The sequence below is a fragment of the Mesorhizobium sp. B2-5-4 genome (assembly GCF_006441095.1).
In the GTDB taxonomy this organism is placed as follows: domain Bacteria; phylum Pseudomonadota; class Alphaproteobacteria; order Rhizobiales; family Rhizobiaceae; genus Mesorhizobium; species Mesorhizobium salmacidum.
Genome location: NZ_VFUR01000002.1, coordinates 1 through 15,103, shown reverse-complemented (window position 1 = coordinate 15,103; position 15,103 = coordinate 1). Strand labels below are relative to the sequence as shown.

The window sequence follows — 15,103 nt, the reverse complement described above, 5'->3', positions numbered from 1 at the left end:
CAGATAGACCGCGCGGCACCGTGAATCCAGCCTTCAGGCACTCGGAAAGCCTTGTGTCTCGACGGTGTAGCCGGCATCCGTCATCACCCGCATCAGCTCCTTGTAGCCGACCTCAGCCATCTTGAGCGGCGGGTTCTTCCTGGGATCCTGCTCGGCCTCGACCACGAACCAGCCTTCATAGCCATGATCCGCGAAGCGCTGCACGATGGCGCCAAAATCGAGCGAACCGTCGCCCGGCACGGTGAAGGCGCCGAGCGCCACGGCGTCGAGGAAGGACTGCTTCGTACGGTCGAGCTTGTCGATCACATCCATGCGCACATCCTTCACATGGACATGGCTGATGCGCTTGTGATGGTTGTCGATGGCGCGCAGCACGTCGCCGCCGGCAAACGCGAGGTGTCCGGCATCGAGCAGCAGCGGGATGCCTTCGCCGGAATGGCGCATGAAGGCATCGAGCTCCGGCTCGGTCTCGACCACGGCCGCCATGTGATGGTGATAGGAAAGCGGCATGCCTTGCTCGGCGCACCATTCTCCGAATTCCGTCAAGCGCCGCGCGTAGGCTTTCATCTCATCACTGGTGAGCTTCGGCTTGGTGGCGAGCGGCTTGGATCGGTCGCCCTGGATCGAGCGGCCGACCTCGCCATAGACGATGCAAGGCGCGTCAACCGCCTTGAACAGGTCGATCATCGGCTGGATGCGGTCCTTGTTGGCAGCCATTTCCTCGTCGACCAGCGTGCCCGAGAACCAGCCGCCGCAGAGCGTCACGTCGGCGGCCTTCAGGATCGGCAGCATGACGGCGGGATCGTTGGGGAAGCGGCGGCCCATCTCCATGCCTGTAAAGCCGGCCGAGCGCGATTGGCGCAAGCATTCCTCCAGCGACACGTCATCGCTGAGTTCGGCAAGATCGTCGTTCCACCATGCAATGGGGGACATGCCCAGTTTGGCTTTCAAGTCGTCACTCCGGTGCTAAAACAGTTTCTTGTTCGTTGGAGCCGCCCTCATCCGCCTGCCGGCACCTTCTCCCGGTAAACGGGAGAAGGGAGGAGCCTCGGCGCCGACATCAATCGCCGATGGTCTGCATCTGCCGTTTCTCATCATAGACCTTGCGCGCCGCGTTGACCTGGCTGCGGGCGGACACTTCCGGCACCGCCACGTCCCACCAATGGCCGCCGGCGTCGGTGGAAACCAGCGGATCGGTGTCGATGACCAGCACGGTGGTGCGGTCGTTCTTCTTGGCCTTCTGCAGCGCGTTTTCCAGCTCGGCGATGGACGGCACCTTCTCGGCGATCGCCCCCATGCTCGCCGCATGCGCGGCGAAGTCGATGTCGGGCAAAATATCGTGGCGCGAGTCCTTCAGGAGATTGTTGAAGTTGGCGCCGCCGGTCGCCATCTGCAGCCGGTTGATGCAGCCAAAACCCCTGTTGTCGAGCAGCACGATGGTGAGCTTGAGGCCAAGCATCACCGAGGTGGCGATCTCGGAATTCAGCATCAGATAGGAGCCGTCGCCGATCATGACCACGACCTCATCGTCGGGCTTGGCCATCTTGGTGCCGAGCCCGCCGGCGATTTCGTAGCCCATGGTCGAGAAGCCGTATTCGGCATGGTAGGAGCCGGGCGCGCCCGCTTGCCAGAGCTTGTGCAATTCGCCGGGAAGGCCGCCTGCGGCATGCAGCAGCGTCACGCCGGAGCCCATGGCGCGCTGCACGGCGCCGATCACCTGCGCGTCTGAGGGGAAAGCGGCATTGGTCGAGGCCGTCACCTTGGCCGCGTCGGCCTGCCAGGCTTTCTTGCCGGTGACCGCATTGTCGGTCCAGGCCTCAGGCGCCTTCCAGCCTTGCAGCGCGGCGGCGAGTTCGGCGAGCCCTTCGGCCGCGTCGGCGACCAGCGGCAGCGCCCGGTGTTTGCCGGCATCGAAAGGCTGCACGTTGAGCCCGATGATGGTCTTGCCGGACTTCTTGAACAGCGCCCACGAGCCGGTGGTGAAGTCCTGCAGCCGCGTGCCGATGGCAAGCACCACATCGGCCTCTTCCGCCAGCCGGTTGGCGGCCGAGGTGCCGGTGACGCCAACCGCCGCCATGTTGAGCTTGTGATCGTCCGGCAGCGAGGACTTGCCGCCTTGCGTCTCGCAGACCGGAATGCCCGCGCCTTGCGCGAATTTGGCCAGTTCATCGGAAGCCTGCGAATAGAGAACGCCGCCGCCGGCGATGATCAATGGCTTCCTGGCGCCCTTGAGTGCCGCGACCGCGGCCGCCAGTTCGCCACGGTCCGGACGCGGCCGCCGCTGGCGCCAGATCCGCTCGGCAAAGAAGCTCTCGGGATAGTCATAGGCCTCGGCCTGTACATCCTGGCAGAGCGAAAGCGTCACCGGGCCGCAATCGGCCGGGTCGGTCAGCACCTGCATGGCGCGATTGAGCGCCGGGATGATCTGTTCCGGCCGCGTGATGCGGTCGAAATAGCGCGACACCGGCCGGAAGCAGTCGTTGACCGTCGCCGTGCCGTCGGAAAAATCCTCGGCCTGCTGCAGCACGGGGTCGGGAATGCGGTTGGCGAAGACATCGCCCGGCAAAAACAGGACGGGCAACCTGTTTACGTGGGCAAGTGCTGCCGCCGTCACCATGTTCAGCGCGCCGGGGCCGATCGAAGAGGTCGCAGCCATGAAGCGACGGCGGAAGTTGGCCTTGCCATAGGCGATCGCCGCATGCGCCATCGCCTGTTCGTTATGGGCGCGAAAGGTCGGCAGTTGGTCGCGCACCTGGTAGAGCGCTTCGCCGATGCCGGCGACATTGCCATGGCCGAAGATCGCCCAGACGCCACCAAAAATCGGCACCTTTTTGCGGTCGATGTCGGTCATCTGGTGGGACAGGAAGCGGGTCAGCGCCTGCGCCATCGTCAGGCGGATTGTCTTGGTCATATCGGTTTTTCCTCCGCAGTCCTTATGCAGCGCCTTGTTATGCCGCCTTGCGGCCGCGCGCGGCAAGCCACGCTTCGGTCAGTTGTTCGAAGCGCGACGCCATGTCGGCGACAGCCTCCTCATCCGACATCTTGCTGGCCAGCCATTGTTCGGCGGCGTGGACGAAGATGGTGCGGCCGACGGCAAAGCCTTTCACGATGGGCGCCTTGGCGGTGGCGGCGAACGCCGCTTCCAGTTCGTCCTGCGGCGCTTCCAGGCCAAGCAGTACGATGCCTCGGCACCGGGGATCGTGCTTCAGGATCACCGCCTCGATCCTGGCCCAGGCGCCGCTCGACGCCTGCGGTTCGAGCTTCCACCAGTCCGGCTTGATGCCGAGCGCATAGAGTTCCTCCAGCGCGCGCGGGATCGTCGTATCGTCGAGCTTGCCATGCTTGCCGGCGATGATCTCGATCAGAAGTTCCCGGCCGACTTTGCGTGCGGCCTCGAACAGCGCGCGCAGCTTCTGCTGCTGTTCTTCCTTCAAGGCCGCCGGATCGTCCGGATGGTAGAAGCACAGGCACTTGATGCAGTGATCGACCGGCCATTCGGTGAGTTGCGAGCCGATGTCCTGGGAGAATTCGAAGCGCAGCGGCCGCGAGCCCGGCAGTTCCACCGGGCGTCCAAGCCAGGCGAAGGAATGCCGGGCGAACTCGAACATCGCCTCGCGGCCGTGTTTCTCGTCGATCAGCATGCCATAGCCGTCGCGGCCGGCGGCGACCTTGGCCGCTGCCTTGACCGCCAGCACCTTGAAGTCGCGTATGCGCGCCGGATCGGCGCCGGTCTTGGCCGCTACATCCTCGAGTTGCACACGGTGATCGCAGGCAAGCGCCATCAGCGACGGGATGCCGCGCCGGCGTGTCGTCGCCCAATGGATGTGGTTGATCGCCTCGTCCTTGCGCAGCGCGCGATGCTTGCTGCCGTTCCTGAGGAAGAACTGCAGCTCCTCGAAGGTCGGATATTCCGGCGCGCAGAGCAGCCGCGACACGGCGAAGGCGCCGCACGCATTGGCCCAGGTCGCCGCGGTGGCGAAGCTTTCGCCGCCGAGCCAGCCACGCAGCAAGCCCGACATGAAGGCGTCACCGGCGCCCAGCACGTTGTAGATCTCGATCGGGAAACCCTCGCCGACGATGCCGTCCTCGAGATCGTCGCTGATCGGCCCGTCATAGACGATGCAGCCCATGGCGCCGCGCTTCAAGACGATGGTGGCCGAGGACAGGGCGCGGATCGCCTTCAGCGCGCTCAGGCAGTCGTCGGCGCTGGACGCGATCATGATCTCTTCCTCGGTGCCGACGATGAGATCGCAATCGGGCAGCACCGTCTTCAACTGGGCCGAGACCCGGTCCGATTTGACATAACGCTCAAAGCCCTCGGCGTGGCCGGCGAGACCCCACAGGTTCGGCCGGTAGTCGATGTCGAAGACCACCTTGCCGCCCCTGGCCTTCATGATGCGGATGGCCTTGCGCTGGGCGGCGTCACTGTTGGGGCGGGAAAAGTGCGTTCCGGTGACGACGATCGCGCGGGCCGAGGAAATAAACGCCTCGTCGATGTCCTCTTCGGCCAGCGCCATGTCGGCGCAGTCGGAACGGTAGAAGATCATCGGCGAAACGCCTTCGCTCTCGACCGAAAGCAGCACCAGCGCGGTCAGCCGCTCCTTGTCGGTCTTCAGCCCGTCGACATTGACGCCTTCGCGCTTCAGCTGTTCGCGGATGAAGCGGCCCATCTGCTCGTCGCCGACACGCGTCAGCAGTGCCGAGCGCAACCCGAGGCGCGCCGTGCCGACCGAGATGTTGGCCGGGCAGCCGCCGACCGACTTGGCGAAAGAGGTGATGTCCTCAAGCCGCGAGCCGATCTGCTGGCCATAGAGGTCGACGGACGCGCGGCCGATGGTGATGACGTCGAGCGGCGCCTGTCTTGCGTCCACGGCTTCGCTCATTGGAACCTCCCGTCGGTCTTGTCGTCATGGACAACATTGTTTGGGTAACACGCGCGAGCGGCAGCGTGGCGCCGACAATATGAAATAATAATTCCAATCCATAGTCAATATGGAATGAGCATTCCCTGGGCTAAAATTGCCTTGATGGGATGCTCGATCAAGCCTTGCGCTTGCGCGTCGCGTCGCGCCGCTTCTCGCCGACGCCGACGGTCAGCGCCATGGCCAGCGCCATTGTCGCCGACAGCGAGCGGAAGCCGGCGAAATCCGCCTCGGCAACCTCGAACCAGACCCTGGCGAACTGGGCGAGCGGCGAGAATGAGCTGTCGGTGATGGCAACGATCGGCACCCCTTGCTCGGCAATGGCGCGCGCCTCCTCGATCGTGGCCGGCGCGTAGGGCGAGAAGCTGATGGCGATGACGGCGTCCGCCGGCGTGGCGAAGCCGACCATCTCGGCATTCAGGCCGGCGGCCGATTCGATCAGCTGGTTGCGGATCTTCAGCTTACCGAGCGCATAGGCGATATAACTCGCCACGGGATAGGAGCGCCGCTTGGCCAAGACATAGATGGTCTGCGCCTTTGCCAGCAGCGAAATCGCGTCTTCAAGATGCGTGTCATCCAGCGTGCGGGAAATATCGTTGAGCGAGGTGCTGGCGGCGGCGATGAAGCCGTCGAAGATCGCCCGGTGACCGGCGCCGCCCTCGGCCTTGGCGCGCAGCGCTTGCAGCCGCTCGTCATAGGAGGAGTTGCGCTCGCGCAGCCGCTCGCGGAACACCTGCTGCAGGCTGGTAAAACCGTCGAAACCGAGTTGCTGGGCAAAGCGGATCAGGGTCGAGGGCTGCACGCCGGCCGAAGCGGCGATGCTGGCGGCGGTGCCGAAGGCGATATCGTCGGGATTGTCGAGCGCATAGGCGGCGATCTGGGCGATGCGCTTGGGCAAGCTCTCGCGCCGATCCAGAATGGTGGCGCGCAGCGTCTCGAAGTCGCGAGGTACCTGTTCGTCCATCGTCGCTCTGTTCAGGCTGTCTGGAAGCTCTCTCTGCCCCATCATAGCGGGCCTGCGCAAGAACGCCATAAAAAATGAGGCAGACATTCCATTCCTGGAGAAAATGGACTAATTCATCCGCGCAGCATTCATGGCAGCGGAGGAACGAAAAATGGTCGGCGTAGGTCTTATCGGCACGGGCTTCATGGGCAAATGCCACGCCATCGCGTGGAGTGCGGTCGGTGCGGTCTTTCCCGACGCGACCAAGCCAAGGCTCGTCCATCTCGGCGAGATCAACGAGGATCTCGCTAGGTGCAAGGCCGGCGAGTTCGGCTTCGCCAAGGCCTCCGGCGACTGGCGCGCCGTGATCAATGATCCCGAAGTCGATATCGTCTCGCTCACCACGCCCAACCAGTTTCATCCGGAGATGGCCATCGCCGTCCTCGAAGCCGGCAAGCATCTGTGGTGCGAAAAGCCGATGGCCCCGAGCTTTGCCGAAGCCGAGGCGATGGCAGCCGCGGCCAAGAAATCAGGCAAGGTCGCGGCGCTTGGCTACAACTACATTCAGAGCCCGGCCATCCGTCACATCGGCGCGCTGCTCGACGAGAAGATCATCGGCGAGGTCAACCATCTGCGCATCGAGATGGATGAGGATTTCATGGCCGATCCCGAGGCGCTGTTCTTCTGGAAGCACGAGGCGTCTTCCGGCTACGGTGCGCTCGACGATTTCGCCGTGCATCCGCTGTCGCTGGTCACGGCGCTGTTCGGCCGCGTCGCCAGCGTCATCTGCGACATGGCCAAGCCCTATGCCGACCGTAAGCTGGCGGCCGGCGGGCGCCGCGCGGTCGAGACCTACGATATCGCCAGCGTGCTGATGCATCTGGAAAACGGCGTTGCCGGCACGCTGCAGGTCAACCGCTCGGCCTGGGGCCGCAAGGGCCGCATCGCCATCCAGATCTTCGGCTCCAAGGGATCGATCCTGTTCGACCAGGAGCGGATGAACGAATTCCAGCTCTACCTCACATCGGACCGGCCGACCGAACAGGGCTATCGCACCATATTGGTGGCGCCGCAGCACAGGCCCTACGACCTTTTCGTACCGGCGCCCGGCCACAGCCTCGGCTTCAACGACCTCAAGATCATCGAATGCCATGAATTGCTGACGCGGCTTGCCGGCAAGCCGGCCCGGCTCATCGAGTTCGCCGAAGGGCTGGAGATCGAGCGCACCGTGCATGCGATGGCGCGTTCTTATGAGGAAAAGCGCTGGGTGGATGTAAGGTAGGGTTCACTGCGCTGGTCGCCTTAGCCGGCGGCCGCTGCATTGACTTCCCACCCATTGATCCACACCTGCCGCAACCTATCGCCTTCGCCCTTGAAGCGTAGGCCGGTCGGCTGGCAATCCTCGATGCGGTCGCTGCGGAAATTGCGGATTGCCTGGCGCAGTTCGCACCAAGCTACGATGTTGGCGGTCTCGGCGTAATAGATCAGCGCGATCGGACGAATCAGGCGCTCGGAGGCACGGCCGAGTTCGTCGCGGTAGGAAAGATCGAGCTTTTCCTCGTCGCGGATGGCGCGGCGCACCAGCGCAAGGTCGATCGTGCCGGCGGACGGTGCGGCGAAGCCCCAGGCGTGCAATGCATTGGCCTCGAGCGTCTGACGCAAGGGCGGCGGCACCGCGCCGGCGATCTTGGCGCTGACGCGCTTGGCCGCCTGCTTGAGTTCGTCGTCTCCGGTGCGCTCCAGCAGCGCCAGCGACAGCACGATCGCCTCCATCTCCTCGATCGAGAACATCAGCGGCGGCAGGTCGAAACCGGGGCGCAGTATGTAGCCGACGCCACGGCCGCCCTCGATCGGGACACGCATGGCCTGCAGTGCCGCGATGTCGCGGTAGATCGAGCGTATCGTCACTTCCAGCTGCCCGGCAATCATTGCCGCCGTCACCGGCCGGCTGGCCAGCCGCAGGATCTGAATGATCTCGAACAGGCGCGATGCCTTGCGCATTTTTTTCACCGGCTGCGATCACAACTGACACACCATCGTCAGTTGGCTCGATCTATAGGATCGCCCATCGGCTTGAAAATCAACAAATTCCTTGGCGGCGCGCCGGCGGGAGGCGACAGGCAACTGACATGAGCTATGCGGAAAATCTCTGGCTTTTCTTTCTTCTCCTGTTCGGCATCATCGCCGTTCCAGGCATGGACATGCTGTTCGTGCTTGCCAATGCGCTGACCGGTGGGCGCGACAGGGGCCTGGCGGCGACCGGCGGCATCATGGTCGGCGGCATGGTGCACACGCTGAACGGCGCTATCGGCGTCGGCCTGCTCATGCATTTCGTGCCGATCCTGTTCAAGCCACTGCTGCTTGCCGGCGCCGCCTACATGGCATTCATCGGCCTCACGCTGATGCGCAGCTCGATCACCGTCGGCCATGACGGGCCAGCCGGCAGCCGTTCCGCATGGAAGGCGTTTCGCCAAGGTTTCGTGACCTGCCTGATCAATCCCAAGGCCTATCTCTTCGTCTTGGCTGTCTACCCGCAGTTCCTGAAACCGCACTACGGTCCGATCTGGATGCAGGCGACGACCATGGGCCTGCTGACCGTGCTGACGCAGGCCGCGATCTATGGCGGGCTCGCAATATCAGCCGGCCGCAGCCGCAAGCTGTTGGTCGCCAATCCGCGAGCGACAGCATTCGCCGGCCGGGCGGCCGGGCTGCTGCTGTTTGCGGTCTCCGTGTTCACTGCATGGGAAGGCTTGAGGGCGGCGTAATTCCGGTTGGCGCCGCCCTTATCACCGTCGTATCAGGCTGCCCCTTGCCGGCTGACCAGCATGGCGCGGCGGGCCGAGCGGCGCCATTCGACGGCACCGGCAAGACCGTGCAGCACAGTCTCGGTTGTCGCCCAGTCGATGCAGCCATCAGTGATGCTCTGGCCGTAGACCAGCGGCTTGCCGGCCACGACATCCTGCCGGCCGGCGACGAGATTGCTCTCGATCATGACGCCGATGATGCGCTCGTCGCCCGCCGCCACCTGGCCCGCGACATCGGCCGCCACTTTCGGCTGATTCTCGGGCTTCTTGGCTGAATTGGCGTGGCTGACGTCGATCATCAGACGGGGCGCGATGCCGATGCGGGCGAGTTCCAAGGATGCGGCCTCGACGCTTGCCGCGTCATAGTTGGGCTGAACACCGCCGCGCAGGATGACATGGCAATCCTCGTTGCCCGTCGTCGCCGCGATGGCGCTGCGTCCGCCCTTGGTCACAGCCATGAAATGATGCGGCTGGGCGGCCGACTTCACCGCCTCGCCGGCGATCCTGAGATTGCCGTCGGTGCCGTTCTTGAAGCCGACCGGGCAGGAGAGGCCGGAGGCCAGCTCACGATGGATCTGGCTCTCGGTCGTGCGCGCGCCGACGGCGCCCCAGGCGACGAGGTCGGCAATGTATTGCGGCGTCGTCATGTCGAGGAATTCGGTCGCCGCCGGCAGGCCGAGATTGTTGACGGCCGAAAGCACGTTGCGCGCCATCCGCAGCCCCTTGTCGATGTTGAAGCTGCCGTCGAGGTCGGGATCGTTGATCAGGCCTTTCCAGCCGATCGTCGTGCGCGGCTTTTCGAAATAGACGCGCATCACGATCTCGAGCCGGTCGGCCAGGGCCTCACGCAGCGCCGCCAGACGGCTGGCATAGTCAACGGCCGCGACCGGATCGTGGATGGAACAGGGGCCGACGATGACAATAAGTCGATCGTCGGCCCCTGTCAGGATGGAATGGATGGCGTTGCGCGAGGCGGCAACGGTGCGTGTCGCCGTCAGTGAGCGCGGTATCTCGCGCATCACCTCTTCCGGCGTGCTCAGCAGTCTAAGTTCCTTGACCCGAAGGTCGTCTGTGGTAGTCAACACGGCTTTCTGCTCCTGTTAGAGCAATTCCAGGAAAAGTGCGTAGCGGTTTTCCGTCCGGAATTGCGTAAAACTACGTTTGGGAACCTGCCGGCTGAAACAAAAAAGCCGCCAGGTCTGGCGGCTGTTCGGATCTTGTTGCTGCAATCTTCAGATCGAGCGCAATCCTCCCGCCGCCAGCGAGCTCCTAAAGTACCAGTACGTGGCGGTCAGGTTGATCATGCGGCTCATATAGTGGAAGCGAGGGCGTTTGTCACGCGGCTTGATGAGGCAACGCATTGCTTCAGTTTGCGATGTGCTCCTGGCCCTGGGGGAACCAGATGCCGCGCCGGAGCCAGTTGGTGCTGCCCAAATTTGGCAGGACGTGATTTTGGTCGAGATCGTTCATGTCCTTGATAATCTCGATGCTGGCTCATGCGGTCCAGGGATCGAAGAGTTCAATTCCAAAGCCTTCGAAGTCCCTGGTGTTGCGCGTTGCCAAAGTCAGCTCCTGCGCAACCGCGGTGGCTGCGATCAGTCCCTCCATCGACGACAGACCGCGACCCCGACGTTTCGCAAGGCCCATCAGGTCGCCCCAAGCCAAGGCAACCAGTTCGTCCACCGGAAGAACCCTCTGCTCGAAGCGCTGCGGCAAGTCCCGAGCGAGCCATTCGGCCAACGCCTCGCGTTTGCGGCCCTCATCCATGAGGGCGACGCCGCGCCGGATCTCGGCGATCGACACGACGCTGATGAACGAGCGGTCCTCATCAAGCCCGTCCAGCCAATCCAAAACGCGTGCGTCCGGCGACGGCCTTGTCACCTCGGACAGGACCTTCGTGTCGAGCAGCAATCTCACAACGGCAGATCACGCGGTTCGTCGCGTTGACGTTCAAGGTCGAGATCGGCGCCGCGCAGCGGCGACTCCAGCAGAAACTCCGCAAGCGTACCCTTGCGCGCGGTCTTCCGCTGCCATTCCTCGGCCGAGACCACAACCACGCTTGGTTTGCCGTTTCTGGTGATTGTCTGAGGCGACGACTGCGCGCGCTCGATAACCTCCGAGAGCCGGGCTTTTGCACCCGCGACTGTCCAGTTGGTGCTTTCTTTGGAAGCAGACAGCATTTCGATCCCCGTGACCATTCTGACTACCTTGACTATATGGGAATAGCGACGCGCCGGCAACAGGGGCCGGCGCTTGGCAGAACTGCTTCTGGACGTGGACTACTCGGTTGTCGCTATTCCGGCGACGATCCCGCGACGCTCTGGTCGTAGTCGACCAGCGATCCGGTCATGACGCCCGATTGCGGGCTGACCATGTAGCTGATCAGCCGCGCGAGCTGGTCCGGCTTGACCAACTGGCCCATCGGCTGCGCCGCTTCGGCCTTCTCCAGCCAGTCGTCGGCTGCTCCGTGCCATTTCTTCTGAACGATGTCCTCGCCCTCGGTGTCCATCCAGCCGGGCAGCACGGCGTTGCAGCGGATGCGGTTGAAGCGATAGGCGTTGGCGACGTTCTTGGTCAGCGTCATCAGTGCGCCCTTGCTGGTCGAATAGGGCGTGAGGAAGGACTGGCCGGTATGCGCCGACATCGACAGCACATTGACGATCGAGCCGGGCGCCTTTTTCTCCAGGAGATGCGCCACCACGCCCTGCATCAGGAAGAAGGGGCCGCGCACATTGGTGTCGAATATCTGGTCGAAGAGCTCTTCCGATGTCTCGACCAGCGAGCCACGCGCGGAGGTGGCCGCGGCGTTGACCAGCGCGTTGATGCCGCCGAAATGGGAGAGCGCGGTGGCGACCGCGCGCTTGCAGTCGGCAACCTTCGAAACGTCGGCGCTGATGAAAATGGCGTCGACGCCTGATTTCTTGAAATGGGCGACTGCCTTGTCACCCTTTTCCTGCGAGCGGCCGATGAGCGCCAGCGCCCGGCAGCCCTCGTCGGCCAGGGCTTCGGCGACGGCAAAGCCGATGCCTTGCGCACCGCCGGTGACGATGACGCGTGTGTTCGAATTGCGATCGGCGGATGCGCTCATCGCTCTGCTCCTGTGCGTTGGGTCCGGATGCGTTCTTACTTGTCCAAGCGGACGGTCTTGCCCGTGGTCGCAGACTTCAGCGCCGCATCGGCCAGCCTGAGCGCCACGAGGCCGTCCGCGCCACTCGGCGCCGCCTTCTTGCCTGAAGTCGCCGCGGTTATGAAGGCGGCGATCTCGTTGGCGTAGGCGTCGAGGTAGCGGGTCATGAAGAAATCGTGCAGCGGCGGGCGCGTATAGCCCTTCTCGTTGGCCAGCTCGATCGACACCGGCCGCTGATTCTCGGCCGCCACCATGCCCTTGGAGCCATGCACCTCGATGCGCTGGTCGTAGCCATAGGTGGCGCGGCGCGAATTGGAGATGACGGCCTGCTTGCCCGATGCGGTTTCAAGGATGACGCTGACCGAGTCGAAATCGCCGGCCTCGCCGATTTTTTTGTCCACAAGCACCGAAGCGTGGGCGCTGACAGCGACCGGCTCCTCGCCGAGCAGGAAGCGCGCCATGTCGAAATCATGGATGGTCATGTCGCGGAAAATGCCGCCGGAGCGGGCGATGTAGTCGAGCGGCGGGGCGCCGGGATCGCGCGACGTGATGGTGACCATCTCGACCGTGCCGATGGCGCCGTCGTCGATCGCCTTGCGCACGGCGGCGAAATGCGGGTCGAAGCGCCTGTTGAAGCCGACCATCAGCGTCGCCTTGGCCTTGTCGACCACGGCCAGGCACTCCTCGACCCGCTTGACGTCGAGATCGATCGGCTTCTCGCAGAAGATGGCCTTGCCGGCCTTGGCGAAGCGCTCGATCAGATCGGCATGCGTGTCGGTCGGCGTGCAGATGACGACCGCGTCAATATCTTTCGATTTTTCGATGGCGTCGATGGTCCGCACCTCGGCGCCATAGGCAACAGCCAATTCGCTCGCCGCCTTCTCGAAGGCGTCGGCAACGGCGACCAGTTTTGCCTGGGGGTTGGAACCGACGGCGCGGGCGTGGACCTTGCCGATGCGGCCGGCACCAAGGAGGGCGAAGCGAACAGTCATGGAAATTTCCTCTGGGGATGGTTCGAAGCGGGACGCCGGTCATGGGCGCTAGATGATTTTCCGGTCAAGTCAGATCGACGGGAAGGCGATGACCGTCGCCTCCGAGCCCGGCCTCAGGCCGCGAGTTCCGCCTCGCCGGTCTTGGCGCCGGTGATGTACGATACGATGTCCTGCCCGTCGGTATTCTCCTTGCGCAGATTGGCGACGATACGGCCGCGCCGGAACACCACGATGCGGTCGCAAAGGTCGAACACCTGACGCATGTTGTGGCTGATCAGGATCAGCGGCTCGCCATTGTCCTTCAGCGTGCGGATGATGTTTTCGACCTGCGCGGTCTCCTGCACGCCAAGCGCTGCCGTCGGCTCGTCCATGATGATCAGCTTGGAGGCGAAGGTCGCCGTCCTGGCGATCGCCACGCACTGGCGCTGGCCGCCCGACATATGGCGGATGGTGTTGGACAGATTGGGGATCTTCACCGCCGTGCGCACCAGCGCCGCCTCGGTCGCCTTGCGCATGTATTTGCGGTCGAGGATGGAGAACGGCCCGAGATTGAACAGTACTTTTTCGCGGCCGAGAAACAGGTTCGACGGCACGTCGAGATCGTCGGCCAGCGCCAGATTCTGGAACACCGTCTCGATGCCCGCCTCGCGCGCCTCGATCGGGCCGGCGAAATTCACTTCCTTGCCGTCGAACCAGACCTGGCCGCTGGTCCGCTGCTCGACGGCGGTGATCTGGCGCACGAAGGTCGACTTGCCGGCGCCGTTGTCGCCCATGATGGCGACATGCTCGCCCTTGCGCAGCTCGAAGTTGGCGCCTTCGAGCGCATGCACGCCGCCATAGCGCTTGGTCAGGTTTTCGGTCTTCAGGACGATATCTGACATGGTCAAGCCCTCAATGCCCGCATGCGCTGGCGCCACTGATCGAGAACGACCGCGCCGACGATGATCACGCCCTTGACCATCTCCTGGTAGTAGGCGTCGAGGCGCAGGAAGGTGAAGCCGGAGATGATGACGCCGAAGATCAGCGCGCCGATGATGGAGCCACGGCCGCCCGACAGCGAGACGCCGCCGATGACCGCCATGGCGATGGCGTCGAGTTCATACATCACGCCCATGCCGGCCTGGGCGGTAAGGTTCTTGGAGGACAGCACCACGGCGGCGAGCGCGGCAAGAATGCCGGCGATGACGTAGACAAGGATCTTGTGGTTGGCGATCTTGATGCCCGACATGCGCGCGGCATCCTCATTGGAGCCGATCGCGTAGCAATGCTTTCCATACCTGGTGTAGGTCATGATCAGCTGGAACAGCACCGCCAGCGACAGGAAGATGATGACGGGCATCAGGCCCTTGCCGATCGCGGCGAAACTGTCCGTCGGGAACGAGATCGGCTGGCCCTTGGACCACCATTTGGCGATGCCGCGCGCGGTCACCATCATGCCGAGCGTGGCGATGAAGGGCGGAATGCGCGTGTAGGCGATCAGCGCGCCGTTGACGAAGCCGGCGAGCAGGCCGCAGCCGATCGCCACCAGCACCGGGACGATCACCGGCAGGTCGGTCCAGCCCTGCGCCAGGAACATCGCCTTGGGATTCGGGTTGCCGTTGACGGTCGCGACCTGGGCGAAGCTCATGGCGATCATGGCGGTCGCGCCGACGATCGAGCCCGAGGACAGGTCGATGCCGCCCGTGATGATCACCTGCGTCACGCCGATGGCGATGATGCCGACGATCGCCACCTGCAGGATGATGATCTGCAGGCGGGCCTCGTTGAAGATGCCGGAGACGTCGCTGCGGGTGTTGAACAGGAAGCTGTCGCCGAGAAAGATGCGGCCGATCAGTTCGAAGACGACGACGAGGATGACAAGCGCCAGGAAGACGTTGAACTCAGCCGGCCATGTGCGCTTCTTGGCATCATAGCTGACCCCGCCGACGCCGTGAGATGTCTGTGCCAATCTTCTATCCTCCGTCAGCCGCGGCCGTTCCTCGAGCAGCTGTCAGGCGCCGAGGGAAAGAGGAGCGGCGCTGTCTTTGCGCGAGAGCGCCGCTCCGTATGTCCGCGGCTCAGTTCTTCTTCAGGAACTTGTCGATGTTTGCCGGGGTGACGAGCTGGAACGGGACATAGACCTTGTGTTCGACCTTCTCGCCCTTGGCCAGCTTGAGCGCCGCATCCAGCGCACCGGCGCCCTGGCCGGCCGCATCCTGGAACACGGTTACGTCGAGGTCGCCGGCCTGCATGGCGGCAAGCGCGTCCTGAGTGGCGTCGACGCCGCCGACGACGACTGCCTTCATGTCGATGTTGGCGGCCTTCATCGCCTGGAT

At 63.9% G+C, this 15,103-nt stretch carries 15 protein-coding genes; 2 read left to right on the top strand and 13 right to left on the bottom strand.

The features are described from left to right. Window positions 1-33: 33 nt before the first annotated feature. The 4 genes from iolE to FJ492_RS02550 form a co-directional block, all read right to left on the bottom strand. Entirely contained in the window at window positions 34-951 is a 918-nt protein-coding gene (iolE, locus tag FJ492_RS02565; RefSeq protein WP_140509584.1) for a myo-inosose-2 dehydratase, read from the bottom strand. 109 nt (window positions 952-1,060) lie between these two features. Beyond that, window positions 1,061-2,911 carry a 3D-(3,5/4)-trihydroxycyclohexane-1,2-dione acylhydrolase (decyclizing) gene (gene iolD / locus FJ492_RS02560; RefSeq protein WP_140768355.1) on the bottom strand — a complete coding sequence of 617 codons (1,851 nt, stop codon included), beginning with the start codon at window positions 2,909-2,911 and terminating at the stop codon, window positions 1,061-1,063. 37 nt (window positions 2,912-2,948) lie between these two features. Next, window positions 2,949-4,883 carry a 5-dehydro-2-deoxygluconokinase gene (iolC, locus tag FJ492_RS02555; protein WP_140768353.1) on the bottom strand — a complete coding sequence of 645 codons (1,935 nt, stop codon included), beginning with the start codon at window positions 4,881-4,883 and terminating at the stop codon, window positions 2,949-2,951. 157 nt (window positions 4,884-5,040) lie between these two features. Then, window positions 5,041-5,886: a MurR/RpiR family transcriptional regulator gene (locus tag FJ492_RS02550; RefSeq protein ID WP_140509589.1), complete on the bottom strand. Its 846-nt coding sequence runs from the start codon at window positions 5,884-5,886 to the stop codon at window positions 5,041-5,043. A gap of 151 nt (window positions 5,887-6,037) precedes the next feature. Between FJ492_RS02550 and FJ492_RS02545 the strand changes: the two genes are divergently transcribed. Further along, the gene (locus FJ492_RS02545; protein ID WP_140768351.1) at window positions 6,038-7,147 is read left to right on the top strand and encodes a Gfo/Idh/MocA family oxidoreductase; all 1,110 of its coding nucleotides are present in this window, start codon (window positions 6,038-6,040) and stop codon (window positions 7,145-7,147) included. A 20-nt stretch (window positions 7,148-7,167) separates the two neighbouring features. Here the strand turns inward: FJ492_RS02545 and FJ492_RS02540 are convergent, their stop codons facing one another. Continuing rightward, on the bottom strand, window positions 7,168-7,866 hold the full coding sequence (locus FJ492_RS02540) for a YafY family protein (RefSeq protein ID WP_140768349.1): 699 nt from the start codon (window positions 7,864-7,866) through the stop codon (window positions 7,168-7,170). A 128-nt stretch (window positions 7,867-7,994) separates the two neighbouring features. On the opposite strand from FJ492_RS02540, the gene FJ492_RS02535 reads away from it, so the two are divergent. Beyond that, window positions 7,995-8,630: a LysE family translocator gene (locus FJ492_RS02535; protein ID WP_140768347.1), complete on the top strand. Its 636-nt coding sequence runs from the start codon at window positions 7,995-7,997 to the stop codon at window positions 8,628-8,630. Window positions 8,631-8,662: 32 nt separating this feature from the next. Here FJ492_RS02535 and FJ492_RS02530 read toward each other — a convergent pair whose 3' ends face one another. The 8 genes from FJ492_RS02530 to FJ492_RS02495 all read right to left on the bottom strand — a co-directional run. Beyond that, window positions 8,663-9,754 carry a 3-deoxy-7-phosphoheptulonate synthase gene (locus tag FJ492_RS02530; RefSeq protein WP_140768345.1) on the bottom strand — a complete coding sequence of 364 codons (1,092 nt, stop codon included), beginning with the start codon at window positions 9,752-9,754 and terminating at the stop codon, window positions 8,663-8,665. Between the two features lie 409 nt (window positions 9,755-10,163). Further along, window positions 10,164-10,586, bottom strand: coding sequence for a type II toxin-antitoxin system VapC family toxin (locus tag FJ492_RS02525; protein ID WP_140768344.1), 423 nt, complete (start codon window positions 10,584-10,586; stop codon window positions 10,164-10,166). Next, window positions 10,583-10,867 (bottom strand): type II toxin-antitoxin system prevent-host-death family antitoxin, encoded by a 285-nt coding sequence (locus FJ492_RS02520; RefSeq protein WP_246673974.1) that lies wholly within the window; start codon window positions 10,865-10,867, stop codon window positions 10,583-10,585. Before FJ492_RS02520 ends, FJ492_RS02525 begins: the two co-directional genes overlap by 4 nt. A 95-nt stretch (window positions 10,868-10,962) precedes the next feature. Continuing rightward, window positions 10,963-11,757 carry an SDR family oxidoreductase gene (locus FJ492_RS02515; RefSeq protein WP_140768342.1) on the bottom strand — a complete coding sequence of 265 codons (795 nt, stop codon included), beginning with the start codon at window positions 11,755-11,757 and terminating at the stop codon, window positions 10,963-10,965. Between the two features lie 35 nt (window positions 11,758-11,792). Then, on the bottom strand, window positions 11,793-12,788 hold the full coding sequence (iolG, locus tag FJ492_RS02510; RefSeq protein ID WP_140752790.1) for an inositol 2-dehydrogenase: 996 nt from the start codon (window positions 12,786-12,788) through the stop codon (window positions 11,793-11,795). A gap of 113 nt (window positions 12,789-12,901) precedes the next feature. After that, window positions 12,902-13,669: an ATP-binding cassette domain-containing protein gene (locus FJ492_RS02505; protein WP_023772158.1), complete on the bottom strand. Its 768-nt coding sequence runs from the start codon at window positions 13,667-13,669 to the stop codon at window positions 12,902-12,904. Between the two features lie 2 nt (window positions 13,670-13,671). Next, window positions 13,672-14,736 (bottom strand): ABC transporter permease, encoded by a 1,065-nt coding sequence (locus tag FJ492_RS02500; RefSeq protein ID WP_140768340.1) that lies wholly within the window; start codon window positions 14,734-14,736, stop codon window positions 13,672-13,674. Window positions 14,737-14,845: 109 nt separating this feature from the next. Continuing rightward, the coding region (locus FJ492_RS02495; RefSeq protein ID WP_140768338.1) for a substrate-binding domain-containing protein at window positions 14,846-15,103 on the bottom strand (258 nt) is incomplete at its 5' end.

Excerpts from the sequence above, each read along its gene's own strand:
- iolD (WP_140768355.1), bottom strand. The coding sequence starts at position 2,911 with ATGACCAAGACAATCCGCCTGACGATGGCGCAGGCGCTGACCCGCTTC.
- iolC (WP_140768353.1), bottom strand. The coding sequence starts at position 4,883 with ATGAGCGAAGCCGTGGACGCAAGACAGGCGCCGCTCGACGTCATCACC.
- FJ492_RS02550 (WP_140509589.1), bottom strand. The coding sequence starts at position 5,886 with ATGGACGAACAGGTACCTCGCGACTTCGAGACGCTGCGCGCCACCATT.
- FJ492_RS02545 (WP_140768351.1), top strand. The coding sequence starts at position 6,038 with ATGGTCGGCGTAGGTCTTATCGGCACGGGCTTCATGGGCAAATGCCAC.
- FJ492_RS02540 (WP_140768349.1), bottom strand. The coding sequence starts at position 7,866 with ATGCGCAAGGCATCGCGCCTGTTCGAGATCATTCAGATCCTGCGGCTG.
- FJ492_RS02535 (WP_140768347.1), top strand. The coding sequence starts at position 7,995 with ATGAGCTATGCGGAAAATCTCTGGCTTTTCTTTCTTCTCCTGTTCGGC.
- FJ492_RS02520 (WP_246673974.1), bottom strand. The coding sequence starts at position 10,867 with ATGGTCACGGGGATCGAAATGCTGTCTGCTTCCAAAGAAAGCACCAAC.
- FJ492_RS02515 (WP_140768342.1), bottom strand. The coding sequence starts at position 11,757 with ATGAGCGCATCCGCCGATCGCAATTCGAACACACGCGTCATCGTCACC.
- iolG (WP_140752790.1), bottom strand. The coding sequence starts at position 12,788 with ATGACTGTTCGCTTCGCCCTCCTTGGTGCCGGCCGCATCGGCAAGGTC.
- FJ492_RS02505 (WP_023772158.1), bottom strand. The coding sequence starts at position 13,669 with ATGTCAGATATCGTCCTGAAGACCGAAAACCTGACCAAGCGCTATGGC.